We start from the raw sequence: 20,279 nt of genomic DNA, 5'->3' as shown, positions 1-20,279 counted from the left end.
GTTGGGGTTTACTACAGCTCATCCCCATTGCAATGATACAGCACAAAAGGAAAAAGGATAATCTAAAGGGATGCTTCATATTAATTTTTGTGTAGCTAAAATAAGCGTTACCGTTTTACTTACGAATCTGCTGAGTCAGGAATAAATAAAATGAATAATTTTTTAATCGGTGCAAGATAAAAAAAAAGCCAACGAAAATCGTTGGCTTTCAGGTATGATTAATGGGTAAAATTATTCTGATTTGGCAAAACCTACACGTCGGTTGGCTGCGCGACCTTCCTTAGTAGCGTTGGTTTTTATTGGGTTATCTTCCCCATAGCTTACCACCTCAAGCTGTGCTTTATCAACACCTTCTTTCAGAAGGAAATTGTAAACAGAGGTTGCACGGCGTTTGGCCAATCGGTCGTTATAGGCTTTTGGCCCTGTAATATCCGAGTAACCCTGAACTTCAATTTTCAGACTTGAATTATCTTTCAGTAAAGAAGCCAACGACTGAAGGTCATCTTTAAAGGAAGCTTTGATATTGTCGGCATTGAAGTCGAAATAAATCAAGGTGCTTAAAAGTTCCATATTTACTGGAGGAGCAACCTCGCCACTTGCAGCAATTGCCGTCGACGATTCCTCGCCACTTTCAAGCGGTGTCAGGGTAATAATTCTACTGAATTCACGGAAGTCTTTTTCTTTCATCACATCAATAGAATCGACACGGGTTTCGTACCCATCAGCCGTAACTTTATAAGTATAGGCAGCTCCGGTAGGCAATGAAATTTCATACTCTCCTGTTTTCGGATCAGCATTGGTAAAGCCTACCTCAGTGTCTTCTGGTAACAAGTTGTAAGAAATTTTCGCCATTACAGGCTCTTTGGTGGTTTTATCCAGGATAGATCCTTTCACCGTTACGACAGGCGACGGCTGATAGAATACTGGCATGGCAATCTGATGAATGTTGGTGTTGTCGCCATCTTTTCCAGTCGAGTAAAAGGCGTACTGTCCAGATGGAGGCAAAGTAAAGAACTCATCATCCTCGCTGGTATTGATGTCAGCACCCAAGTTTTCAGGTTCTGTCCAGTTGGTCCAAGTGTCATCGAGTCGGCGACTGATGTAAATATCGGCACCACCAAAACCACTGAATCCTTTAGAGGAGAAGTACAGGGTTTCATTGTCAGCGGCCAAGTAAGGAGAATACTCATTCGCTGCTGTATTCAGGTCAGCGCCCAAGTTCATTGGCTCCGTCCATTTACCGTCATCCTGTAAGAAAGAAACATACATGTCTTTCCCGCCAATGGCATCGAATCGGTTGATGGCCATGATTAATGTTTTTCGGTTATTGCCCATAAAGTAATCACCATCGGTTCCATCAATGTAGGCGTTGGTGATTTTAAGTTTTTCGGGCTTGCTCCACCCTTCCGAAGTTTTGGAAGCGATCGAGACCCCTGCTTTCATTTTGCCACCACGCTTGTATTCATTACCAAGCACGACGACCATGCCTTTCCCGTCAGGGGTGATGGAAGAGATAAAGTTATCCCCTTCATTATTGAGGCCTTCACCGAGGTTTTTAGCTTTATCCCAGCTTTTAGTTTTTTCATTATAGGTCGAGTACCAGATGTCTTCTGTATCGTTTTGGCCACCGATATTGTCAGGGTGATTCAAACGGGAGAAGTAAAGGGTTTTTCCGTCAGGGGCAATCAACGGACGTCGTTCCTGAAAATCAGAGTTGATTGTTGTATCAAGTTTGGTTGATTTCAGGTAAGGGTTTACGCCTTCTTTAAGGTTGGCCTCTACCTTGATAGGCGTTTCAGAGTCCGATACTCCGACAGCGTCAATGCCATAATAACCAGGTACAGCCGCACCATTGAACACCAATCGAATACCATGTACAGGATAGTCGGTCAGGTCAAAGAATACATTAAGCAAACGGCCCGTCAGGTCAATTTTTTTAGGCGTGAAAGTATTCAGTAATTCTGAATTCCCAACCGAATCGATTAAATAGATTTGGTATAAGGCTGAAGGATTGTAAGACTCCGCCACAGCGATTTGACGAATGGCTATTGGATCATCGAAACCTACCGTAATTTCTTCCATCTTATCCTGAGATTTTGGCAGCCATGCGGCAGGGTTGTCACCGCCCTGTGGAAGGACGTTGGGTTTGCCGATGACTTGTTGTGCGGAATACTCAAAGGGGGATAGTTCAGATGAAAAATCAAGCACTTTGGTAGCCCACTTTACGTCCTGTGCATTGGTAGAAAATGCCAACAGGGAAAAAAGCAGAAAAGTAAAAAACTTGCGCATATTATATTAGGGTGATTATTACGGTAAATTTCTTTTGTTAAAATTTTAGAATCCTGACTTCAACGCGTCGGTTCTGAGCTCTGGCTTCCTCACTCGCCTGTCGTGTGATGGGCTTGGTGCCTCCAAAAGCTTTAATTTTGATATGGTTGGATTGTACATCGTGCTTCACGAGATAATCCTTAACGGCCTTCACCCTTTCTTCGGAGAGTCGCATATTCCCTTTGGCTGATCCACGAAAGTCGGTATGCCCTTCGAGTTGGATGATCATTGTGGGGTTATTGCGAACCATCTGCGCGAGCTCATCGAGTTCGGAAAAAGAGGAATCCTTTATTTCAGCTTTGTTTTGGTCGAAGGTGAGATTGTTCAGTCGCAAAACATCTTTCTCCCCTTGCTTTTTGAGTTTAAATTCAATGAACAGGTGTTCATTAGCACCAATGCCCTTGAGTGTAATAATTTGACGACTTTTTTCATATCCCTCAGCAGTGGCAGTCAACTCATACTCACCATCTTCAATGGCTTTGAAGGTGAATTCGCCATTGTTTTTATTGACACGCACAATACCAACCTGGTTTCCGTAAGGCAGTGTTTGATAGTTCAGCGTAGCGGGAATAGGCTTTCCAGTGTCGCTATCGTTGATTCTGCCATCAATACTCATTAATTGCTGAGCGGTACTAAAAGAGATACTGCTAAAGGTCAGCAGCATAAATAGGGTAAATTTTCCTAAGGCCTGTTGGAGCATACGGGGTTGATTTAGGGTCGTCAATACACTTATAGAAATAACAACATATTATAGTTAATTTACTATTAAAGGTATTTTATATCTTGAGAAATCATACACACAGTAGTTGTGTATTGATGTAATATACTGGCTTGATTTCCTTTATAATACGCAATTTATGTAATAATATTCATATTTGCCTTTCTTTTTTATTGTTTATAGTGCTGAATCTTTCAACTTTGTCAATGATTTGATTTAGAAGGGAAAATCAAGCGATAATGTATGATGATTACCTCAACTTTGCTTCAAAAAAGATCATGACAAAACTGTATTTTAGAGATGAATTTCTGTGGATGAAAAAGTTAACCATCAGAAAACTGTTCAATGCAGCTTTGGTTAAAGTATCCTACCATTTATCGGGCTTTACAGGGCGGGTGATCCACTGGGGGAAGCCGCTGAGCCTGGCTATAGAGCCGACCACCTCGTGTAACCTTCGATGTCCAGAATGTCCGAGTGGATTGCGGAGCTTCAGTCGCCCCACGGGGATGTTGGGTCTTGAAAAATATCAGCAATGGCTTGAAGAAACCCATGCTCAATTACTTTATTTGATTTTCTATTTTCAGGGTGAGCCATTTTTAAATCCGCAGCTGCTGCCCATGATTCGGCAGGCCAGCGATAAAGGAATTTACACTGCCACATCAACAAATGCACACTATTTGGATGATACCAACGCCCGAGGAATTGTGGAGGCGGGCCTGGATCGGTTGATTATCAGTATCGATGGTACCTCGCAGGATACTTATGAGCAATACAGGATAGGCGGCCGTCTGGATAAAGTGATTACAGGCACCAAGCGCGTTTTGCACTGGCGCAAGCAATTGAAAAAAGCCCATCCCTATGTGATGCTACAGTTTTTGGTGGTACGCCCCAACGAGCATCAGATTGAAGAGGCCAAGGCATTGGCAAAATCTTTGGGAGTGGATCGGATCGTTTTTAAATCTGCACAGATTTATGATTATCAAAATGATCAGTCCCTGATTCCAAAGCAGGAAAAATACAGTCGGTATAAAAAAGGAGCTTCGGGCAAATACGAGCTTAAGCACCAAATGCGGAACCATTGTTGGCGCCTGTGGCATGCACCTGTAATTACCTGGGATGGCAGATTATTGGCTTGCTGTTTTGATAAAGACGCTGATTATGCCTTCGGAAAAGTAGCAGAAGAAGGTTTAGTGGCAAATTGGAAAAACAAAAAAGCCGATGCCTTCAAGCAACAAGTCCTGAAGGATCGGCAACAAATATCGATATGTAAGAACTGTACCGAAGGCGCCAAAGTTTGGCTATAAATTATCGGTTTTATAAAACTCCCACTGTCTTAATTCATTTCGGTACACATTGTATAAAGTGAACTTTTGCTGAGCGGCAGAATACATCAGCGCAATAGGCTCAGAGCTATCGATGGGCTGTCCGTTAAGCAATTCCCCCTTCTGATTATACAGGTAGGTGAAGTCCTGGGTCTTATCGGTATAGACAATGAACTGGCTGTTTTTCGAAAAATTATAATACTGAATATCCATCGCTTCGGGGTTCAGATAATCCTTTTCAAACAGTAACCTTCCATTGTCATTCAGGAAACTTACCTGGTGAAGGTCGTGTCTGAGGATCAGGAAGTCGCTGCGCTGAAGATCAGGAATCAGTGTAAATCGAGATTCTTTCAGCGGTTTGTAGAGCTGGTTTTTCTTCAGTATTTTTCCCTCCAGGTCAAAGGTAATCAGTAGCCCCTCATTAGAGATCACAGATACTTTTGTGTTGCTCAGGCTGGTGCCTTCGTCAATGAAAATTTTCCCATCGAACTCCCTTCCCAAATCAAGAGGAAAACCTTTGTAAAACGCTCCGCGGCGGTTCATCAGAAACACCTTACCCGTTTTACTGGTCACCAGAATGCAGTCGCGGGACCCGACCCTGAAGAACTGCGGCTTGCCCAATTCTGTTGCTCCCAGTTTTTTCGGCGCCCAGCCTTTCAATGGCTGAAGGTCCTTATCCGTAAGGTATAAATCGCCAGTTGTGGAGGTAAAGCAGAAACGGTATTTTTTATTCTGATCATAATCAAAAACAGAAAAATGCGCCACTTTGCTGTTTGCGGGATAAGCTTTAGGATAATCCTTCACCTCGTGGCCATTACGGTCGATGAGGTACAATTTATTTTTTGCAGGAATCAGGTATTGCAAGTACTGATTGTTGTAAAAATCTATCTGATATTGCTCATCGCAAATGGTGTCTTTGAGTTGGGTATTCCAAACCGAAGCCCCTTGCTGATTGATCAGTTCTACCCGCGAACTATCCTGGAGAAGCAATACTTCTGGCGTTTTTTTCTGCCAGTGTTTCACGACCAAAGGCTTTGCGGTAGGCTTGTGCGATACCTTGAAACTGGAATGCAAACGGAGTTGCTGAGGTTTTGTGGTGCCGGTTGCCCCCATTTTTTGTTTCAGGAGCCAGTTGGCGGTAAAGCTGTTATTCTCCTGGCGCTGAAACTGAATGGCGCTGAGATCCATCGGCATAAAGTCTATATAATGCTGATCGATAAATGTTTTCATCGGGTCAGATGCATTCGCTTTGATCAGCCCCCAGGCTTTTTTAAAGTCGATCATTAAACTCACCTGGCTGTGTTCGTTGGTTTGCCCGAGGAAGGGCTCGTGTCGAACCGATTTCCCCCAGGTATTTTCGAGCTGCTGGGCATTTATAAACTGATGCAAAGCCATCGTCGAATTTCCGATCACCAACAGCTTGTCGTAGAAAGTGTAGAATACCTTATCGAATCCCTCGAAAGGGGCGCCAAATAGCCTTTCGGGGAAGTTATTCCAGCTCAAAGCGTAGATCGGCTGCCCTTCAATAATGCTTGTAGGCGTAATTTGACCGGAAGAAGAAGCGTGTTGCTTTTCAAGCCATTCTATTTTTTCCTGGGCAATTTTGATGTCTTTGGCAGGTAATAATACGAGCTTATTGGGTGCTTCAGGCTTGTTGGAATCCAATGTCAGCAGGGTAATATTTCCCGTAGACCAGGAGAGCCAATCGGCTACGGTCATGTTCAGCCGAAAAGTCATCTGGTTTCTCAGGGCAGGATCAATCCTGTTTTGTTTCCAGTATTCAGCCATTTTTGATTGCCATAGTGCCATATTCCCCACCTGAATTTGATAAGCTACCGCCGTTTGCTTGGGAATATATCCATAAATATTGTTGGAGGTTAAGGCAGGCTGATCCCTGAAGGTGTTCAGGTACAATTGGTGATTTGTGGAATCCATGAACACCGTTCCGTTGCCAATAATTTCATCAGCAGGAAAATACAAATCCAAAAACAGGCCATTGAACAGTTTATTGAGTAACTGACCGCTTTGAGCAGAGAATTGATTATGGGCAAAGTTTTTGGCGGTCTGGCCACAGGTATTGAAATTCAGGTACAGGTTCCCCTGATCTTTGTTGAACTTGGGAATATCAAACAGCCCCCATTGGGATTTCTTGAATCCATTATCCTGACCATCGGTAAGGTGACGAACAACATCTTCTACCAGTACAGAAGACCGACTGGCGATCAGTACATTGTCCTGATGAAAAAAGGTCATCGACTTTCTTGTTTTTTTATTGGTCAGCTGCTCAATTTTTATTTGGTGGTACGCTCGAACCGTATAGCGATAATCCTGGTTGGTTTCATACTGCTTGAGCAATCGAAGTAGCTGCCCCGTTTGCTTTTCTTTTGGCTTAAAGTACATCACCCAATTGAGGTGATTTTTACTCGTAATATGGAAAGAAACCAAAAAATTCTGGCCGTGAGTGATCTTTTGAAGTGCTCCATTTTTTCCACTTAGGCTATCGAGTTCCGTGAGTGTTTCATTGAACTGGTTGATCTGCGGATTACTCTCCAGACTCTTCCACAGGGGTTGCTGGGAAAACAGGTTCCAGTCTTCAACAATATGCTGAGACTCAAAGACTGCAATTGCGGAGGCAGGCACAAAATCCCAGGTGGTGAGATGTTGGTGCTGATAATTTTGATAGACCAAATAACCCCCTCCCACGAAAAGGAGGAGCAGTAAAGTAATAATGAATTTTTTCAAGACGACAAGAAGATTTGAACACGGTAACAAATGCCAAGCTCTCTTTTGTAGGTTAAAAAGGGCACTTCGGCATTAACGCCTCAATATCTGTAGTAATCAATTAAAAAACCATACGTTATGGCATTTTTCCATTGATTTCCAAGCGATAAACTGTTCGTAAGTCAAGGCAAGCTAAAATAAAACCAAAGATGATATCGATTTTGCAGTTTTTTGACCGTACACTGAGGCGGTTTTTTATGCCCTTCAGTATGGTGTGCCTATGCTATGGCACTTTGGAGGCACAACCTGTTGCGACCAAAAATTCAGCGGGTACCATCGTGTTTTATAATCTGGAAAATTTTTTTGACTGGCACGATGATGCAGACAAAAAGGATGAAGACTTTTTGCCAGAAAGTGGTCGCCGCTGGAATGCTTACCGCTATCAGCAAAAGTTGCGACGCATTCAGAAAGTACTGGCCAATATTGGCGGCTGGGAGCTTCCCCTACTGATGGGTTTTTGTGAGTTTGAACATCGGCAGATGCTGGAGGATCTGGCGAAATCGCCATTGCTTTGGCAGGGAAATTATGGGATTGCACACTTTGAATCTGTTGATCGCCGAGGAATCGATACTGGTATTTTGTATCAGCGAGGCTTTTTTAAATTATTGGATCAATGTGCCCATGCGGTGGTGTTTGATGATGGCAGGCAGGGACGCGAGATTTTGGAGGTGCAGGGGATCTTGCCTTCAGGGGATACGCTTCATGTATTGGTGAATCATTGGTCGTCCAGATGGTCGGGAGAGATGGCAACCGTTGGGAAGCGGAAGGTTTACGCAGAAAGGGTGTCGGAAATTTACAAAAACATCCGTCAGCAGTCGCCAGGGCACCTATTCTTATCAATGGGCGATTTTAATGATGAACCGTCCGATGCCTCTTTGCAATTGTTGGTTCAGCAAACAGAAGGTGCACTCCATTGCCTAATGGATGAGGCCGAGGAGCCTACCCATTATTTCCGTTCCGCCGTGGAGGCCTGGAGTTGTTTTGATCAGTTTTGGATCAATCGTGAATGTTGGCAGCATAGCGGTTGGCAGCTGTCAGCAGGCAAAGCTTTTCGGCCTTCCTGGTTACTGAATGATGACGGTACCCCTTTCCGAACGTTCAGGGGTTTTGCATACGAGGGCGGTTTCAGCGATCATCTGCCGATCTACCTGCGCATCAGTCCCAGTCCGATTGTGAAGGCTCCGCATTGAAATGTTCCACCTCACCTTCGTGAATACTGACACTGATTTCAATGGGGCGACAACACACCTCGCAGTCTTCAATGTAGCGCTGTGCTTCTACGGAAGGATCCACCAATACCGATATTTCGGCCAGGCAGTAGGGGCAAATAAACCATTGTTCGAGCATGAGTGGAGAACTTGGCGTGTGGGGAAAATGTTGAGCCGAGCCGCCTTTTTTAGTCGTTGGCCTGAATACGCTCTTCAAGATAACTGATATGGTTTTTCAGTTTGATGAGCTGCGCTGTTTGTTTTTCTAATAAGGCTGTTTTTTCTTCCAGCGCCATTTTTTGCTGATTGAATTTCTTCTGCCAGCGACTGTTATTTTCTTTGCGCTTTTCATCTGTTTCCCGCAGAAACTCACTGAGCAGCCGATCCTCTTTTTCCTTTACTTTGGCTTTGGTGCCTTCTTCTGTCTGGCGAATTTGTTGCGCCATTTGCTGTAATCGGATAATAAGGACAATCAGTAAAGCAGACAAAATGCCGATAAATGCTAAGGCGTGGGTCTGGAGAAAATTGAGGAAGTCAAATACGGGCATTCTGGTAATTTTTAAAATAAATAAGGTGACCGTGGGGTCACCTTAAAATTAGTATATTAATTACCTAAAATAAAATCCTATAACTCAACTTCTACCTGATTTCGAAGTAAATCTTCCATTGTTTCACGTTTTCTGATCAATTTTGCCTGTCCGTTATGTACAAGTACTTCGGCAGGTCTGAAACGCGAATTGTAGTTGGAGGCCATGGAGATGCCATAAGCGCCCGCATTTTTGATGGCCAGCACATCCCCTTCTCGGACTTCGCTCATTGGGCGATCCCAGCCGAAGGTATCGGTTTCACAAATATACCCTACTACAGAGTAGAGCCTTTGTGTTCCCCGAGGGTTGCTGACATTGAAAATCTCATGATAGGCATCGTACATCATCGGGCGAATCAGGTGGTTCATTCCTGAGTTTACCCCAACAAAAACAGTGGCAGGAGTGGTTTTGATGACGTTGGCGGATACCAAAAAGTAGCCCGCTTCACTGACCAGGTATTTGCCTGGCTCAAACCAGATTTCCAGTTCACGGCCATATTCTGCACAGAACTTTTTAAATGCGCCACCAAGTCTTTGCCCCAATTCGATCAGGTCGGTGGTATTGTCGTTTTCTTTGTATTTTACCTTGAACCCGCTTCCGAAATCAATGAAGCGTAAATCCTGAAACTCCATCGCCGACTCAAAAATGATATCCGCTCCCTGCAAAAACACTTCTGGATCAAGGATATCCGAGCCTGTGTGTACGTGAAGCCCAGAGATGTCCATGTTGTAAGTTTTGACAACACGAAGAATATGGCGAAGCTGATAAACCGAAATCCCAAATTTGGAATCGATATGTCCAGTAGAAATTTTATGGTTTCCGCCAGCCATAATGTGCGGATTCAGTCGGATACAGCAGGATTTGCTGTTGCCATAGGTATGTCCGAATTGCTCAAGAATCGAAATATTATCGATATTGATCACACAGCCAAACTCTACGGCTTCCTGAATTTCAGCGAAAGATACCGAGTTGGGCGTAAATAAAATTTCCTCAGCACTGTAGCCGGCAAGCATTGCAAGCTGTACTTCCTGAATAGAGACCGCATCAACCTCCGTTCCATTTTGTCGCATCAGCTTCAAAATAGACATATTGGTTAATGATTTTACAGCATATTTTATCTTCAGCGGAAGGCCAGTAAATGCCTCTTTCAGATGATTGATCTGCGAGACAATCTTGTCCGCATCATAAACATAGACAGGGGTACCGAATTGGGAAGCAATCTCCTGAACAGGAATTCCCTGAATGCTATAAACGTCGTCTTTTAATTCCATTTGTTTGTTGTTGTATTGGGCGTCGCCTTGTTTGCTATTTTTTTAATGCTTCTTCGAGTGCATCAATCAAAATGTGTGAAGTTGTCATGATGATACTCTGCGATTTCAAATCAAAATTCGGTTTATCCTCCTGATGATTTTTAATCATTTGCTCGACAAAAGCCAAAAGCTCTGTCTGTGAGTGTTCTGTGGCAATGTGTTGTCCTTCATGCTTCAGTTTGGCCATATAGGCGTTGGCGTTGTTCATGATCAGCGCTTCGCTGACAGGCTCAATGCTTCCCACTGCGTTTTTATAGGATAACCAAATGCTCGTTCCGAGTAATAATAGTAGCTCGAAATCATCTTCAAACTCCAGCTTTTCCTGCATCAGAAAAAGGTAAGTTAACAGGCTTCTTTGTTCAAGACTGAAGGCCGTCATGATTTTTTCCATATTTCCACTTTCGTGAATTTGGTCAAAGGCTTGCTGAATATGATTTTCGGTAACGATAATATTTGTATTGTTGCTCATTGCACTTGTGTAAAATTATGATCTTTTGTTGAAAAAATACCGTTCGTTTTATATTTGGAACATCAGTTGTTATAAAATCGATATTTCGTAACAATGGCTCTCGTGGCTGTTATTTTACCTCGGTCTGCACGGTAATTTCCAGTGTTCTCTGTATTCCTAAAGCCATAAAATTACAGCTAAATTTTTCATTTGAAGCCATATCCTGAACAGGATTTTCAGTAGACGCAGAAAAATTTGTTAGTGATCAGGGTAGAAATGGGGTGTTAACGGGCTTCTGTGGCGTTTGAGAGCCAAGCTATGGGGTTTTATCTTCAACAATGGCAGTAATAAAGAATCAAATTTATATTTAATTCGGGGTTTTGTTGTTGATTTTTTAATCAAAATCAATTATTATTGACATGTGTTTAATTTAATGCGTTGTATTGGTCGATACTTCTCGATGGGAAGTGTTGGGGAAGCCACAGAAAGCTATTGAAATGCCTCGGAATAGTTTCAGTGTGCGGAAGGTTCGATTCCTTCACCAATATCATTCTCTACTTATGACTAAATTTAGAAGCTCCTCAGGGAGCTTTTTTCGTCGGTAGCAACATGGTATTGCTGCAAGAGGTTGCGAGCAAATTCAAGGGTATGGTGCTTTTCTGTTAAGTCCATGGTTTCCCAGCCTTCCAGTGCTTTGCCGTAAATTTTACGGGAGAGTAAAGGTTTGTTTTTATGAATGAACCGCCAATATAAACCATTGAAAGGGCAAGCTTTTTCCCCGTGATTGATGGTGGGATCGAAAGTACATTTGCTGCAGTCGTGAATATTCGATGCGATTTCCTGCCCTTTGAAAATACGTTGCTGAGGCTGATAAATAAAATCGAGTAATTCGCCTTGTTCGCTCCATGCCGTCGCATTAACCAGCTTATGCTGCACCCACTGCTCAAATAAATCAGGCTCGACCTTCGCCAAAAGTGCATAATTTTTCAGCACCATCAGCAAGCGTTTGGCGCTGGTCTTCCCTTTGTTTTCAACTTCCTCGATGGTTTGCTGTATGCAGCGCATGGAGGTGCTGTTGCCTTCTTTGAAAAAGGAGGGCAAGGGTTTATGATGGCCGAGTGGGTTGATCGCCTCTTCGGTGGCAAGCTGGCGATTGAAGCGAAAACGTTTATACTCCCGATCTCCGAGCAGTGCTTTCAGCAGTGCATTAACGGCCTGCTGAGTAATGGCAAAGGGGTATTTTTCGGTAAAATCTGAAAGGGCTTCCAATAGTTCCAGCGGCTCAATCATTTTCATATTCAGCGCCCATGCCAACTGAGAAGGAATAGCATCAGCCCCTTCGGCAGATTTTTTTTGTGGCAATAAATGATGAAAATAATAGTTCACATATTGCCACGCTTGTGCCGAAGAGCATACCCACCGACAAGATTTAGCATTCACATGCCCGAAAGCGGGAATATCAAACTGCTCAATATCTTTGAGGATGGGACGGAGGTCATTTTTTATGGCAGGAGTTTCAACCTTGGGGAGTTTCAGGCGAACATTTTCGGCAGTATTTTTTTCAATATTGCCGATCAGTTTACGGTATTTAACAGCCATATAGCTGTAAATATCTTCAGTGGTGGTTTCAATAGACTGGCTGAGGTCGCCTTCTTCCAACAAAAAATGGTGACTTTGATGCTGTTGAATATTGACCCCCAGAATATAGGCGAAATCTTTCAGCTGGCGAGCATTCCGCTTGTCGTCGGGCTGAAGGTATTCAAAGTTTTTTGCCTTGTTCTGATAAATCAGCCAGGCGATATTCTCCGGTAAAGACTGTCGGTTTTCGGGGGCGGTAAGGGTCAGGTAAAAGAAGTTATGCCCCTGACGGCGCATCTTGCGGGCAAAGTTTCGCATCGATGCAAAGGTCGCCAACGTTTTTTGCTGATGTTGTGGCTCGTAGTTGGTTTCCTGTAAAATTTCCATCATGACATAACAGACTGTTTCGTCGGTTTGCGCAAACCACGAATGGTGCTCATTGAGCTGATCACCCAAAATCAGTCTAACGGTTTCAATCATGAGGTTTTCAATAACAGATAATTAGCTAAAAATACAGAAGATCTGCTCAAAAATCACGGACTGAGTAAAAAATATATTTTTATGGGCAGAAAGGTGCCCTGAGTGAGCCTCCAAACACAGCGATTTAGAAGGAAATCGAGCCGTTCTCCCCTGCTTTCAGCTCAAAGCATTTGTATCAGCCTGTAATAATCGATCATGGTTTTTCGGAACAGGTCTTGCCCATCCTTACTGCCAAACAATGGCTCCTTTTTTTGATCGATATCGACCGTCAGGCTGGCCTCCTGCTGAAGCAACTGGTATAGCTTTGTCAGGAATATAGCCTGTTCCTGTGCATTCCCTACCGTATATTCCAAAATGCCCTGTTCGTTGGTTTGGGCTTTCTGCCAATTGACCTGAAACGGCTTGCTGACATCAATGCCATGTTTGGATTCCAGGAAAACGTAAGCTTTGCCGAGTGTCCATTGATGAATAATGGCCGTTTGCAGGTGTGTGGGCTGATCGAGGTCTTCCCAGTCCTGCAATCGAAAAATATGTGCCTTGGCATCTTGCCGATCTTCCATGGTGTAATAGGCTCGTCGTACATTTTTGAAAAACAGCACTGTGGCATCGTTGGTGTCAAACGCAAGTCGATCAATGTTTACTTCCCGAGTTTTGTGTTCACAGGAAAGCATGAAAAAGCAGAAAAAAAGAGCCAGGTATTTCATATCGAAAGAACGCTTTGGCGAACGGTTTGGTTAAAAAAAATCCTCAAAGGTGGCGCACCCTTGAGGAAGTAGGAAGGCTTATTGCCCGACCATAAATATTGCGTTGGCGACCATCAGTTTACCACTGTACCAAAATGACCTGAACAGGGGATCATCAGCAAAATAGATGATTGAGCCTTTGCCAATTTCTTCTTCACCAACAATGAGGCTTTGCGACAAGGTGGGTTGTACTCGGTAGCCTACAAAACCACCAACTTTATTCTCCATGCCGTCAATCGTACCGACATTCCAGCCTTTGTTCAGGATGGCATTTCTCTTGGTACTATTTTTTATGGTGAAATAAGTGTTCGTGTAACCATAAGCCAACGGGTGGGTATTGTCCATTTTTACCCTGAAAATGGCACCCTGAATAGCATCAGAAATCTGATTTCGGGAACGGTCTGCATAACTCATTTGCAGTGGTTCTCGGGGCGCATATTTTTCTTTGTTTTCTTCAGAGTTATAGGTTTTCAGCTGATAGCCTTCCTGATCCCTGAACAAGTTCAGTGCCCCTTCAATGGCAATGACTTTACCGCCATTTTTCACCCATCGGTGTAATTTTTCCTTTTGTGCTTCGGTCATCCATTGGTAGCTGCCATCAGGTAAAATCAGGACATTGTATTTATTAAGACTGACGCTGCTGAAGCGGTTAGTGGAAATTGCCGAGAATGGATACTGAGCATCTTTATCCATAAAATTCCACAGGGAGCCGTAGCTTGTAGGGCTGATGTGGCGGCCACGAAGGATCGCAATTTTCTTGGGGAAAAGGTAACCAAAGTTGCCAGAGCCCAGATCGGCACCCTGCTGGGCAAAGCCAGAATATACGGGGTCAGCCTTTACATTGTACTGTTCGCAAATCGACAAAACGAAATCGTCAAACTCATTTTGAATATGGCTGTTGGCTTGTCGTGGGATTAAAAGCGTACCTGCATCGTAGCTGAGTGCGCCTTGCTTGAAGCCTCGTCGGGCAAATTTCACGTGAATATCTTCCTGCAGAAGGGCACTTAGAAGGCTTACATCTTCGGTGCAATTCCAGCGCACAGCATAGCTGACCGCCTTACGGATTGTATCTTTGGCATAAACGGTTCGGTCGGTGATCTGAAAATAATTCGATGTAAAAATCTTTTCCGTAGAAGCATAAGCGGGGATATTGTAGGCATAAGGAATGCTCCATGCGGTGATATCATAAGTCAGTGAATCCGACAGGTAAGTTTTAGGCTCAAAAAGAGCGTTGGTTAAAGCGGATTTAGGCTGATAGGCCGAGATGATGATATCGGTAGGATCAAGCTTAAAGTTCTCATCTTTACCTGTTAGGTAATTGAAACCACGGTACGATTTATTCACCAGCGCACGGCCATATTGAATATCCTGATGGTCGAGTAGCTCCCGTACCTTCTCGAGGCGGTGCGGGTTGTTGCCCATTTTCAGGACATAACTTTTGTACTTTCCTTTCGGAGATTGCTTGCCATTGGTAAAATATCGGTGAAACTCACTGACAATTTCTTTGGAGTGTGCCGAGGCGACCTCAATGGCCGTCCACCCACTTTGGTAATGGTGGGCGATACGGTCTTTCAGCGACAGCGGACTATCTCCTTTTCTCTCGACCAATAGCCCAGCAATGCCATGCCCAGCTTGCTCCATCGTCATGCCGATACTCCCGTTAAAGGTCGGGTAAGTGTCGCCATAGCCAGGGTAGAGTAAATCGAAAAACTCTTTGGTGAAATATAGCCAGCCCTGCTGATCAAAATGCTTGGCATTGGCTTCGCCGAAGGTATGCTGAAATTTCCGCTGCCAGTCGGTAACTCCTGCATGGAAAGGCTCCGCCGCAGGTGCAAAATAATAAGGTGAGTCGGGGTATTGTTCATGGAAATCAAGGTGCAGCTGTGGCATCCAGCTCAGGAACAATTTAACCCTTTCTTTGGATTCTTTTTGTGTCTGCCATACCCAGTCACGATTCAGGTCGTGCATATAATGATTGTATCGGCCAGTAGGCCAAGGCTCATGGTGCTCTTCAGCATCTCGGCTTGGGTTCGGAAACCTGCCAACAGTCGATTTATACCAACTTACATAATGCTCGCGACCGTCGGGGTTGAGGCAAGGGTCAATGACGACAATTGTATTTTTTGACCATTCGGCTTTTTGTTGTTCAATGCTTTCCACTAAGCCGTGCACCATTTTCATGGCCACTTCGGAAGAGGAGGCCTCATTGCCATGTACATTGTAACTGAGCCATACCGTAACGGTGGAGTCGTTGGGTAAGGTCATGCCTTTTTCCAGCAAGGCATTGCGTCGGTTATTTACACGATAATATTCAAGGCTGTCAATTTTATGTTTTGAGCCTACAAAAGCGACGAAAAGCGGACGTTGTTCCTCAGATTCACCATAATATTCAAGGTGAACATTGTCTGAATATTTCGCAATATAGCTGAAATACTCACTGATTCGCTGATAGGAAGTGAAGTGGGTACCGAGGGGGTAGCCCAGGAATTCAGCAGGAGATTTGATGCTTTCCTGCTCCTGCTGAGCATATGAAGCGAAAGCAAAAAACATGAAAAACAGTAAAAGACAATACTTTTTCATATAGGTGATCAAAACGTTAACTGTGAGGGGGAATTTTTTGTAAAAATACAATTAAAAAGGAATAATGTTGTGTATTTAAGAGGAAAGCTAAAAGGATTGTTTATAAATACGAAAAGCGACCCATAAGGTCGCTTCTGCATTTATTTTTGAACATTTTTAGTCTTTCTTCAGGAGCTCCCGAGCGCTTTTCATTGCACTTGCCGAAGGCTTGTCGCCACCGATCATCTTCGCAATTTCAGAGACGCGTTCCTGCTTATCGAGTACCTTCATTTTACTGATGGTTTTTTCTGCTGAATGGTCTTTGTACACAAAATAATGCTTGGCGCCTTTGGAGGCAATTTGTGGCAGGTGGGTAATGACCATCAGTTGGTGACCCGCAGACATCTGCTCCATCATTTTGACCATCTTCAGGGCTACTTCTCCAGAAATACCTGTGTCGATCTCATCAAAAATGATGGTCGGCAAGGCCATTTTGTCTGCCATCACATATTTTACGGCGAACATCAAACGGGAGAATTCCCCGCCAGAAGCGGTTGAACGCAGGTTCTGGTGAGGCATTCCTTTGTTGGCAGAGAACAGTAAATTGACCTCATCGGTTCCTGAAGGTGTGGCCTGAACGGTTTGCTGATCGATTTTCATGCTGGCGTTTTCCATCCCAAGCACACGAACCAAGCCTGTAATTTCTTCCGTAAAGCTGTCGATCACGGCAAGTCGGCTTTGGCTCAACGCGTCGGCATGCATCAGCATCAGTTTTTCCGCTTGTTGCATGGCTTGTTCGGCCATCATCAACTCCTCGTCAAGGTTTTCTACCGTACTGACTTTCTTTCTGAGGTCTTCCCGAATTTCAATCAGGGAATCCAGGGAGTCCACCCCATGTTTCTTTTGCAGCCTGAAAATAGAACTCAAGCGTTCCCGCGCCATTTCAGCTTCCTGTGGGTCAAAATCGACCCCCTCTTCTTCAGATTCTAGCTCCGACTGAATGTCGCGCAATTCAATAAAACAACTGTCCAAACGGTCGCGCAAGCTTTGATAATTGGTAGAGATGCCCGTGAGTTGCGTGAGCCAGTTGTTGGCCGTGGAGAGCTGGTCTTCGACACTGGCTTCCCCTCTGCTCAGAATTTGCAAAACACCGTTGAGCTTTGTTTTGATCTCCTCAGCATTGTCAACCAATTCTACCTGACCTTCAAGCTGATCCTGTTCCCCGTCTTGCAGTTCCATTTCTTCAAGTTCATTGAACAAAAAGTGGTGGTAATCGGCTTCCTGACGGATTTTGGCCGCATTGCTCCGCAATTCTTCAAAGGACTTTTTAGCCTTCCGGTAAGCCTTGTAGTGCTTACGGTAGGTCAGGCGAAGTTCAAGGTTCTCGGCATAGGCATCGAGCAATTCGAGTTGGTAAGTATTGGCACCAAGCTGCAGGGTGTCGTGCTGAGAGTGAATATCGATCAAAACAGCACCAAGCTGCCGAATAATTTCGAGCGTTACAGGGGTGTCATTGATAAATGCCCGGGATTTCCCCGCAGGGCTAATTTCTCTGCGTAAGAAGGTCTGGTCAGCATAATCGAGCTCATATTGCTCAAAGAAAGGTTTGAGGTTATAGGCGGTAATATCAAAAGTACCTTCGACGATACATTTTTGCGCAGGATCATACAAAACTTTGGTGTCTGCTCTTTTGCCGATCAGCAAACCGAGCGCACCAAGCATAATGGACTTTCCTGCTCCTGTTTCACCAGTAACGATATTCAGCGCCTTTGAGGGCTCAATGGCCAGGTGCTGAATCAGTGCATAATTTTTGATTAATAAATGCGAAAGCATCGAAGTAAGGGTCTATGTCTTCTCTTGCAGAGCAAGATTAATTTGATAATATTTTCTTGTAGTCCTCAGCCCTTGAAGGGTCTATTTTCATCAGAATGTCGTGTGCCTCTTTGCGGGCGGTCATGTCTCCTTCAGAAAAGATATTGACCAGCTCGGAATTTTTGGTGTCGAGCCAGGTGCGTAGCGCAAGAGAGTTTGGACGGAGGTTATGAATTTTTTCCAGTTCCTGAAGTACCCCAACGATCAGTTTTTGAGCGGCTACAGGATCTTTTTCAAACTGATCGAGTGCCTGTCGGTGATAAATATAATTCCCTTCCCGCAAGGCCACGAGTTGACCATTCAGGTAATCGTCGATCAGGTTATAGCGGTTGATGTTCCCATCAAACTGATTCCAACCGACAGAGTTATTGGACTGGGCATTGCTGACAATCTGGTTGGCAGCATCGAAAAACTGCTGCCCGCCCTTCTCCTCGAAGGTGTCGTAATCTGTCCCGATAATGATGTTGGCATAAAAGGAAAGCAGAGAAACGATGTTGGAGGTAAAGTTGGTCGGGGAGTAATCCATCGGTTGCGACTCGTTGTACTCAAAAGACCAGTTGGGATCTGCATAAAACAGGAAGTCCACGGTTTCATAATTTGACCCGTACACAGGGCGCACCGCCTGAATAGAGGCGGTCCCTTTGAACTGCCCAATGGAGGGCATGGATTTCAGGTTGATCATTACACGACATCGGATTTTTTCTTCCGTCTTGAACTGGTCTTCCGTCCATTGGGTATTATTCATGAACTGCGTAAATGCCCGTTCCATATCTTGAAAAATTCTTTTGTCCTGCGTTTGAATGTTTTCCGCATTCACCACCACTTGACAATTTAATTCTTGGGCAAAAAGGCTTGGGGCAAAGCCCAAGAGGCAACCAATAATTAATAAAGCTTTAGGCATTATAGGAGATGATTTGTTTGACAATATCTTGGGCCACTTCCGTTTTTGGCTTCAGGGCGTGTGCGGCAGTCTGGCCACTTTTATGGATGAAGGTGACCTTGTTGGTGTCCCCACCAAAGCCAGCGCCTTTATCTTTAAGGGAGTTGAGTACAATCATGTCGAAGTTTTTACGTTCGAGCTTGGATTGCGCATTGGCGTTTTCATTTTCTGTTTCGAGCGCAAAGCCCACAATAAATTGCTTACTGGTTTTCTGCTGCCCAAGCTTCGCCGCAATATCGGTTGTTTTTTCACATTCGATGGTCATGGTTTCCCCTTGCTTTTTGATTTTCTCGGGTGCTACCATGGCTGGTCGATAATCGGCTACTGCCGCAGAAAGGACGGTAATGTCAGTTGAAGGAAAGCATTGATCCGCAGCCTCAAACATTTGCTGTGCCGATGTTACAGGGACCACTTTAAGGTTCGGGTGTGTGAGCGAAAGTGCTGTGGGCCCCGTAACCAAAGTTACCTGTGCCCCCTGAGCGAGTAATTCCTCGGTAATCGCATAGCCCATTTTCCCTGAGGAATGGTTACCGATGAACCTTACGGGATCAATCGCCTCATAAGTTGGGCCCGCCGTTACAAGGCAGTGCTTCCCTTTGAGGGGTTTGTCCTGAGCAAAAAAACGACAGATTTCATCAACGATATGTTCAGGCTCTGCCATTCGCCCTTGCCCATAAAGCCCGCTGGCCAGTTCGCCATGTTCGGCTTCAATGAACAGGTTGCCATAGCTTTTGAGTGTTTTAATATTATTCAGGGTACTCGGGTGCTGATACATGTCAAGGTCCATCGCTGGAGCGACCAATACAGGGCACCTTGCCGAAAGGTAAGTTGCTCCAATAAGGTTGTCGGCATAGCCATTGGCCATTTGCGACATGGTTTTGGCGGTTGCAGGCGCGACAAGCATAACATCAGCCCAAAGGCCAAGCTCTACGTGGCTGTTCCACACCCCATTTTTCAGGTTGGCGTATTCACTCATGACAGGCTTGTTGGATAAAGTTGCCAACGTGAGCGGGGTGATAAATGCTTTGGCGGCTTCGGTCATTAAAACTTGCACTTCCGCGCCTTGTTTTACAAATAAGCGAACCAAATGCGCCGCTTTATAGGCAGCAATACTGCCCGTAACAGCCAACAATATTTTTTTTCCTTGAAGATCAGTAATCTGTTCTGCCATAATTAAATATAAAGTAGGCCTGCGCCTTACAAGAGTTTCATTTTCAGTAAAAGTAATATTCGGTAAAATACATTTTTTTACTTCAAAAAAGCAGTTGAAGCCAGCGAAAATATCAGCATTCTGGCACCTTGCGTTCAAATTTAGCCGAAATTTTCACCTAAAACAAATAGAATTTACCGTCATTTTGGGCGGGGTTAAAAGTAAGCCGTTTAAACCTAAGGGCTTAGGGAAGTC

General features: G+C 44.3%; 15 protein-coding genes. 2 read left to right on the top strand and 13 right to left on the bottom strand.

All coding sequences use genetic code 11. The annotated features are described in order from the left end of the window. Nucleotides 1-231: 231 nt before the first annotated feature. Nucleotides 232-2,289: an OmpA family protein gene (locus AABK40_RS13820; protein WP_332919411.1), complete on the bottom strand. Its 2,058-nt coding sequence runs from the start codon at nucleotides 2,287-2,289 to the stop codon at nucleotides 232-234. A 37-nt stretch (nucleotides 2,290-2,326) separates the two neighbouring features. Next, entirely contained in the window at nucleotides 2,327-3,028 is a 702-nt protein-coding gene (locus AABK40_RS13815; RefSeq protein WP_338397321.1) for an OmpA family protein, read from the bottom strand. A gap of 332 nt (nucleotides 3,029-3,360) precedes the next feature. On the opposite strand from AABK40_RS13815, the gene AABK40_RS13810 reads away from it, so the two are divergent. Next, nucleotides 3,361-4,350 carry a radical SAM/SPASM domain-containing protein gene (locus tag AABK40_RS13810; RefSeq protein WP_338397320.1) on the top strand — a complete coding sequence of 330 codons (990 nt, stop codon included), beginning with the start codon at nucleotides 3,361-3,363 and terminating at the stop codon, nucleotides 4,348-4,350. On the opposite strand, the gene AABK40_RS13805 is transcribed toward AABK40_RS13810, so the two are convergent. Further along, complete coding sequence (locus tag AABK40_RS13805; RefSeq protein ID WP_338397319.1) at nucleotides 4,345-7,110, bottom strand: hypothetical protein; 2,766 nt, start codon at nucleotides 7,108-7,110, stop codon at nucleotides 4,345-4,347. The two genes, AABK40_RS13810 and AABK40_RS13805, sit on opposite strands and share 6 nt — an antisense overlap. A 188-nt stretch (nucleotides 7,111-7,298) precedes the next feature. On the opposite strand from AABK40_RS13805, the gene AABK40_RS13800 reads away from it, so the two are divergent. Further along, the gene (locus tag AABK40_RS13800) at nucleotides 7,299-8,339 is read left to right on the top strand and encodes an endonuclease/exonuclease/phosphatase family protein (protein WP_338397318.1); all 1,041 of its coding nucleotides are present in this window, start codon (nucleotides 7,299-7,301) and stop codon (nucleotides 8,337-8,339) included. Here the strand turns inward: AABK40_RS13800 and AABK40_RS13795 are convergent. From AABK40_RS13795 to coaBC, 10 genes are all read right to left on the bottom strand, one after another. Beyond that, nucleotides 8,305-8,496 carry a CPXCG motif-containing cysteine-rich protein gene (locus AABK40_RS13795; RefSeq protein WP_338397317.1) on the bottom strand — a complete coding sequence of 64 codons (192 nt, stop codon included), beginning with the start codon at nucleotides 8,494-8,496 and terminating at the stop codon, nucleotides 8,305-8,307. The genes AABK40_RS13800 and AABK40_RS13795 overlap by 35 nt on opposite strands. A gap of 49 nt (nucleotides 8,497-8,545) precedes the next feature. After that, a complete protein-coding gene (locus AABK40_RS13790) occupies nucleotides 8,546-8,905 on the bottom strand; it encodes a hypothetical protein (RefSeq protein ID WP_338397316.1) in 360 nt (119 codons plus the stop codon). Nucleotides 8,906-8,982: 77 nt separating this feature from the next. After that, nucleotides 8,983-10,215: a diaminopimelate decarboxylase gene (gene lysA, locus AABK40_RS13785; RefSeq protein ID WP_332919418.1), complete on the bottom strand. Its 1,233-nt coding sequence runs from the start codon at nucleotides 10,213-10,215 to the stop codon at nucleotides 8,983-8,985. Between the two features lie 34 nt (nucleotides 10,216-10,249). Continuing rightward, a complete protein-coding gene (locus AABK40_RS13780; RefSeq protein WP_332919419.1) occupies nucleotides 10,250-10,723 on the bottom strand; it encodes a hypothetical protein in 474 nt (157 codons plus the stop codon). 549 nt (nucleotides 10,724-11,272) lie between these two features. Continuing rightward, nucleotides 11,273-12,760 carry a cryptochrome/photolyase family protein gene (locus AABK40_RS13775; RefSeq protein ID WP_338397315.1) on the bottom strand — a complete coding sequence of 496 codons (1,488 nt, stop codon included), beginning with the start codon at nucleotides 12,758-12,760 and terminating at the stop codon, nucleotides 11,273-11,275. Nucleotides 12,761-12,921: 161 nt separating this feature from the next. After that, on the bottom strand, nucleotides 12,922-13,464 hold the full coding sequence (locus AABK40_RS13770) for a hypothetical protein (protein ID WP_332919421.1): 543 nt from the start codon (nucleotides 13,462-13,464) through the stop codon (nucleotides 12,922-12,924). A 78-nt stretch (nucleotides 13,465-13,542) separates the two neighbouring features. Continuing rightward, nucleotides 13,543-16,083, bottom strand: coding sequence for a M14 family zinc carboxypeptidase (locus AABK40_RS13765; protein ID WP_338397314.1), 2,541 nt, complete (start codon nucleotides 16,081-16,083; stop codon nucleotides 13,543-13,545). Between the two features lie 156 nt (nucleotides 16,084-16,239). After that, nucleotides 16,240-17,895 (bottom strand): DNA repair protein RecN, encoded by a 1,656-nt coding sequence (gene recN, locus AABK40_RS13760; protein ID WP_332919423.1) that lies wholly within the window; start codon nucleotides 17,893-17,895, stop codon nucleotides 16,240-16,242. A gap of 37 nt (nucleotides 17,896-17,932) precedes the next feature. Beyond that, nucleotides 17,933-18,835 (bottom strand): type IX secretion system protein PorD, encoded by a 903-nt coding sequence (gene porD, locus AABK40_RS13755; RefSeq protein WP_332919424.1) that lies wholly within the window; start codon nucleotides 18,833-18,835, stop codon nucleotides 17,933-17,935. Continuing rightward, nucleotides 18,828-20,045 carry a bifunctional phosphopantothenoylcysteine decarboxylase/phosphopantothenate--cysteine ligase CoaBC gene (coaBC, locus tag AABK40_RS13750; protein ID WP_338397313.1) on the bottom strand — a complete coding sequence of 406 codons (1,218 nt, stop codon included), beginning with the start codon at nucleotides 20,043-20,045 and terminating at the stop codon, nucleotides 18,828-18,830. Before coaBC ends, porD begins: the two co-directional genes overlap by 8 nt. Nucleotides 20,046-20,279 lie beyond the last annotated feature (234 nt).

It is taken from the genome of Persicobacter psychrovividus (assembly GCF_036492425.1).
Taxonomy (GTDB): Bacteria; Bacteroidota; Bacteroidia; order Cytophagales; family Cyclobacteriaceae; genus Persicobacter; species Persicobacter psychrovividus.
The sequence above is the reverse complement of the archived record's forward strand: the minus strand, read 5'-3'. Positions and strand labels throughout refer to the sequence as shown.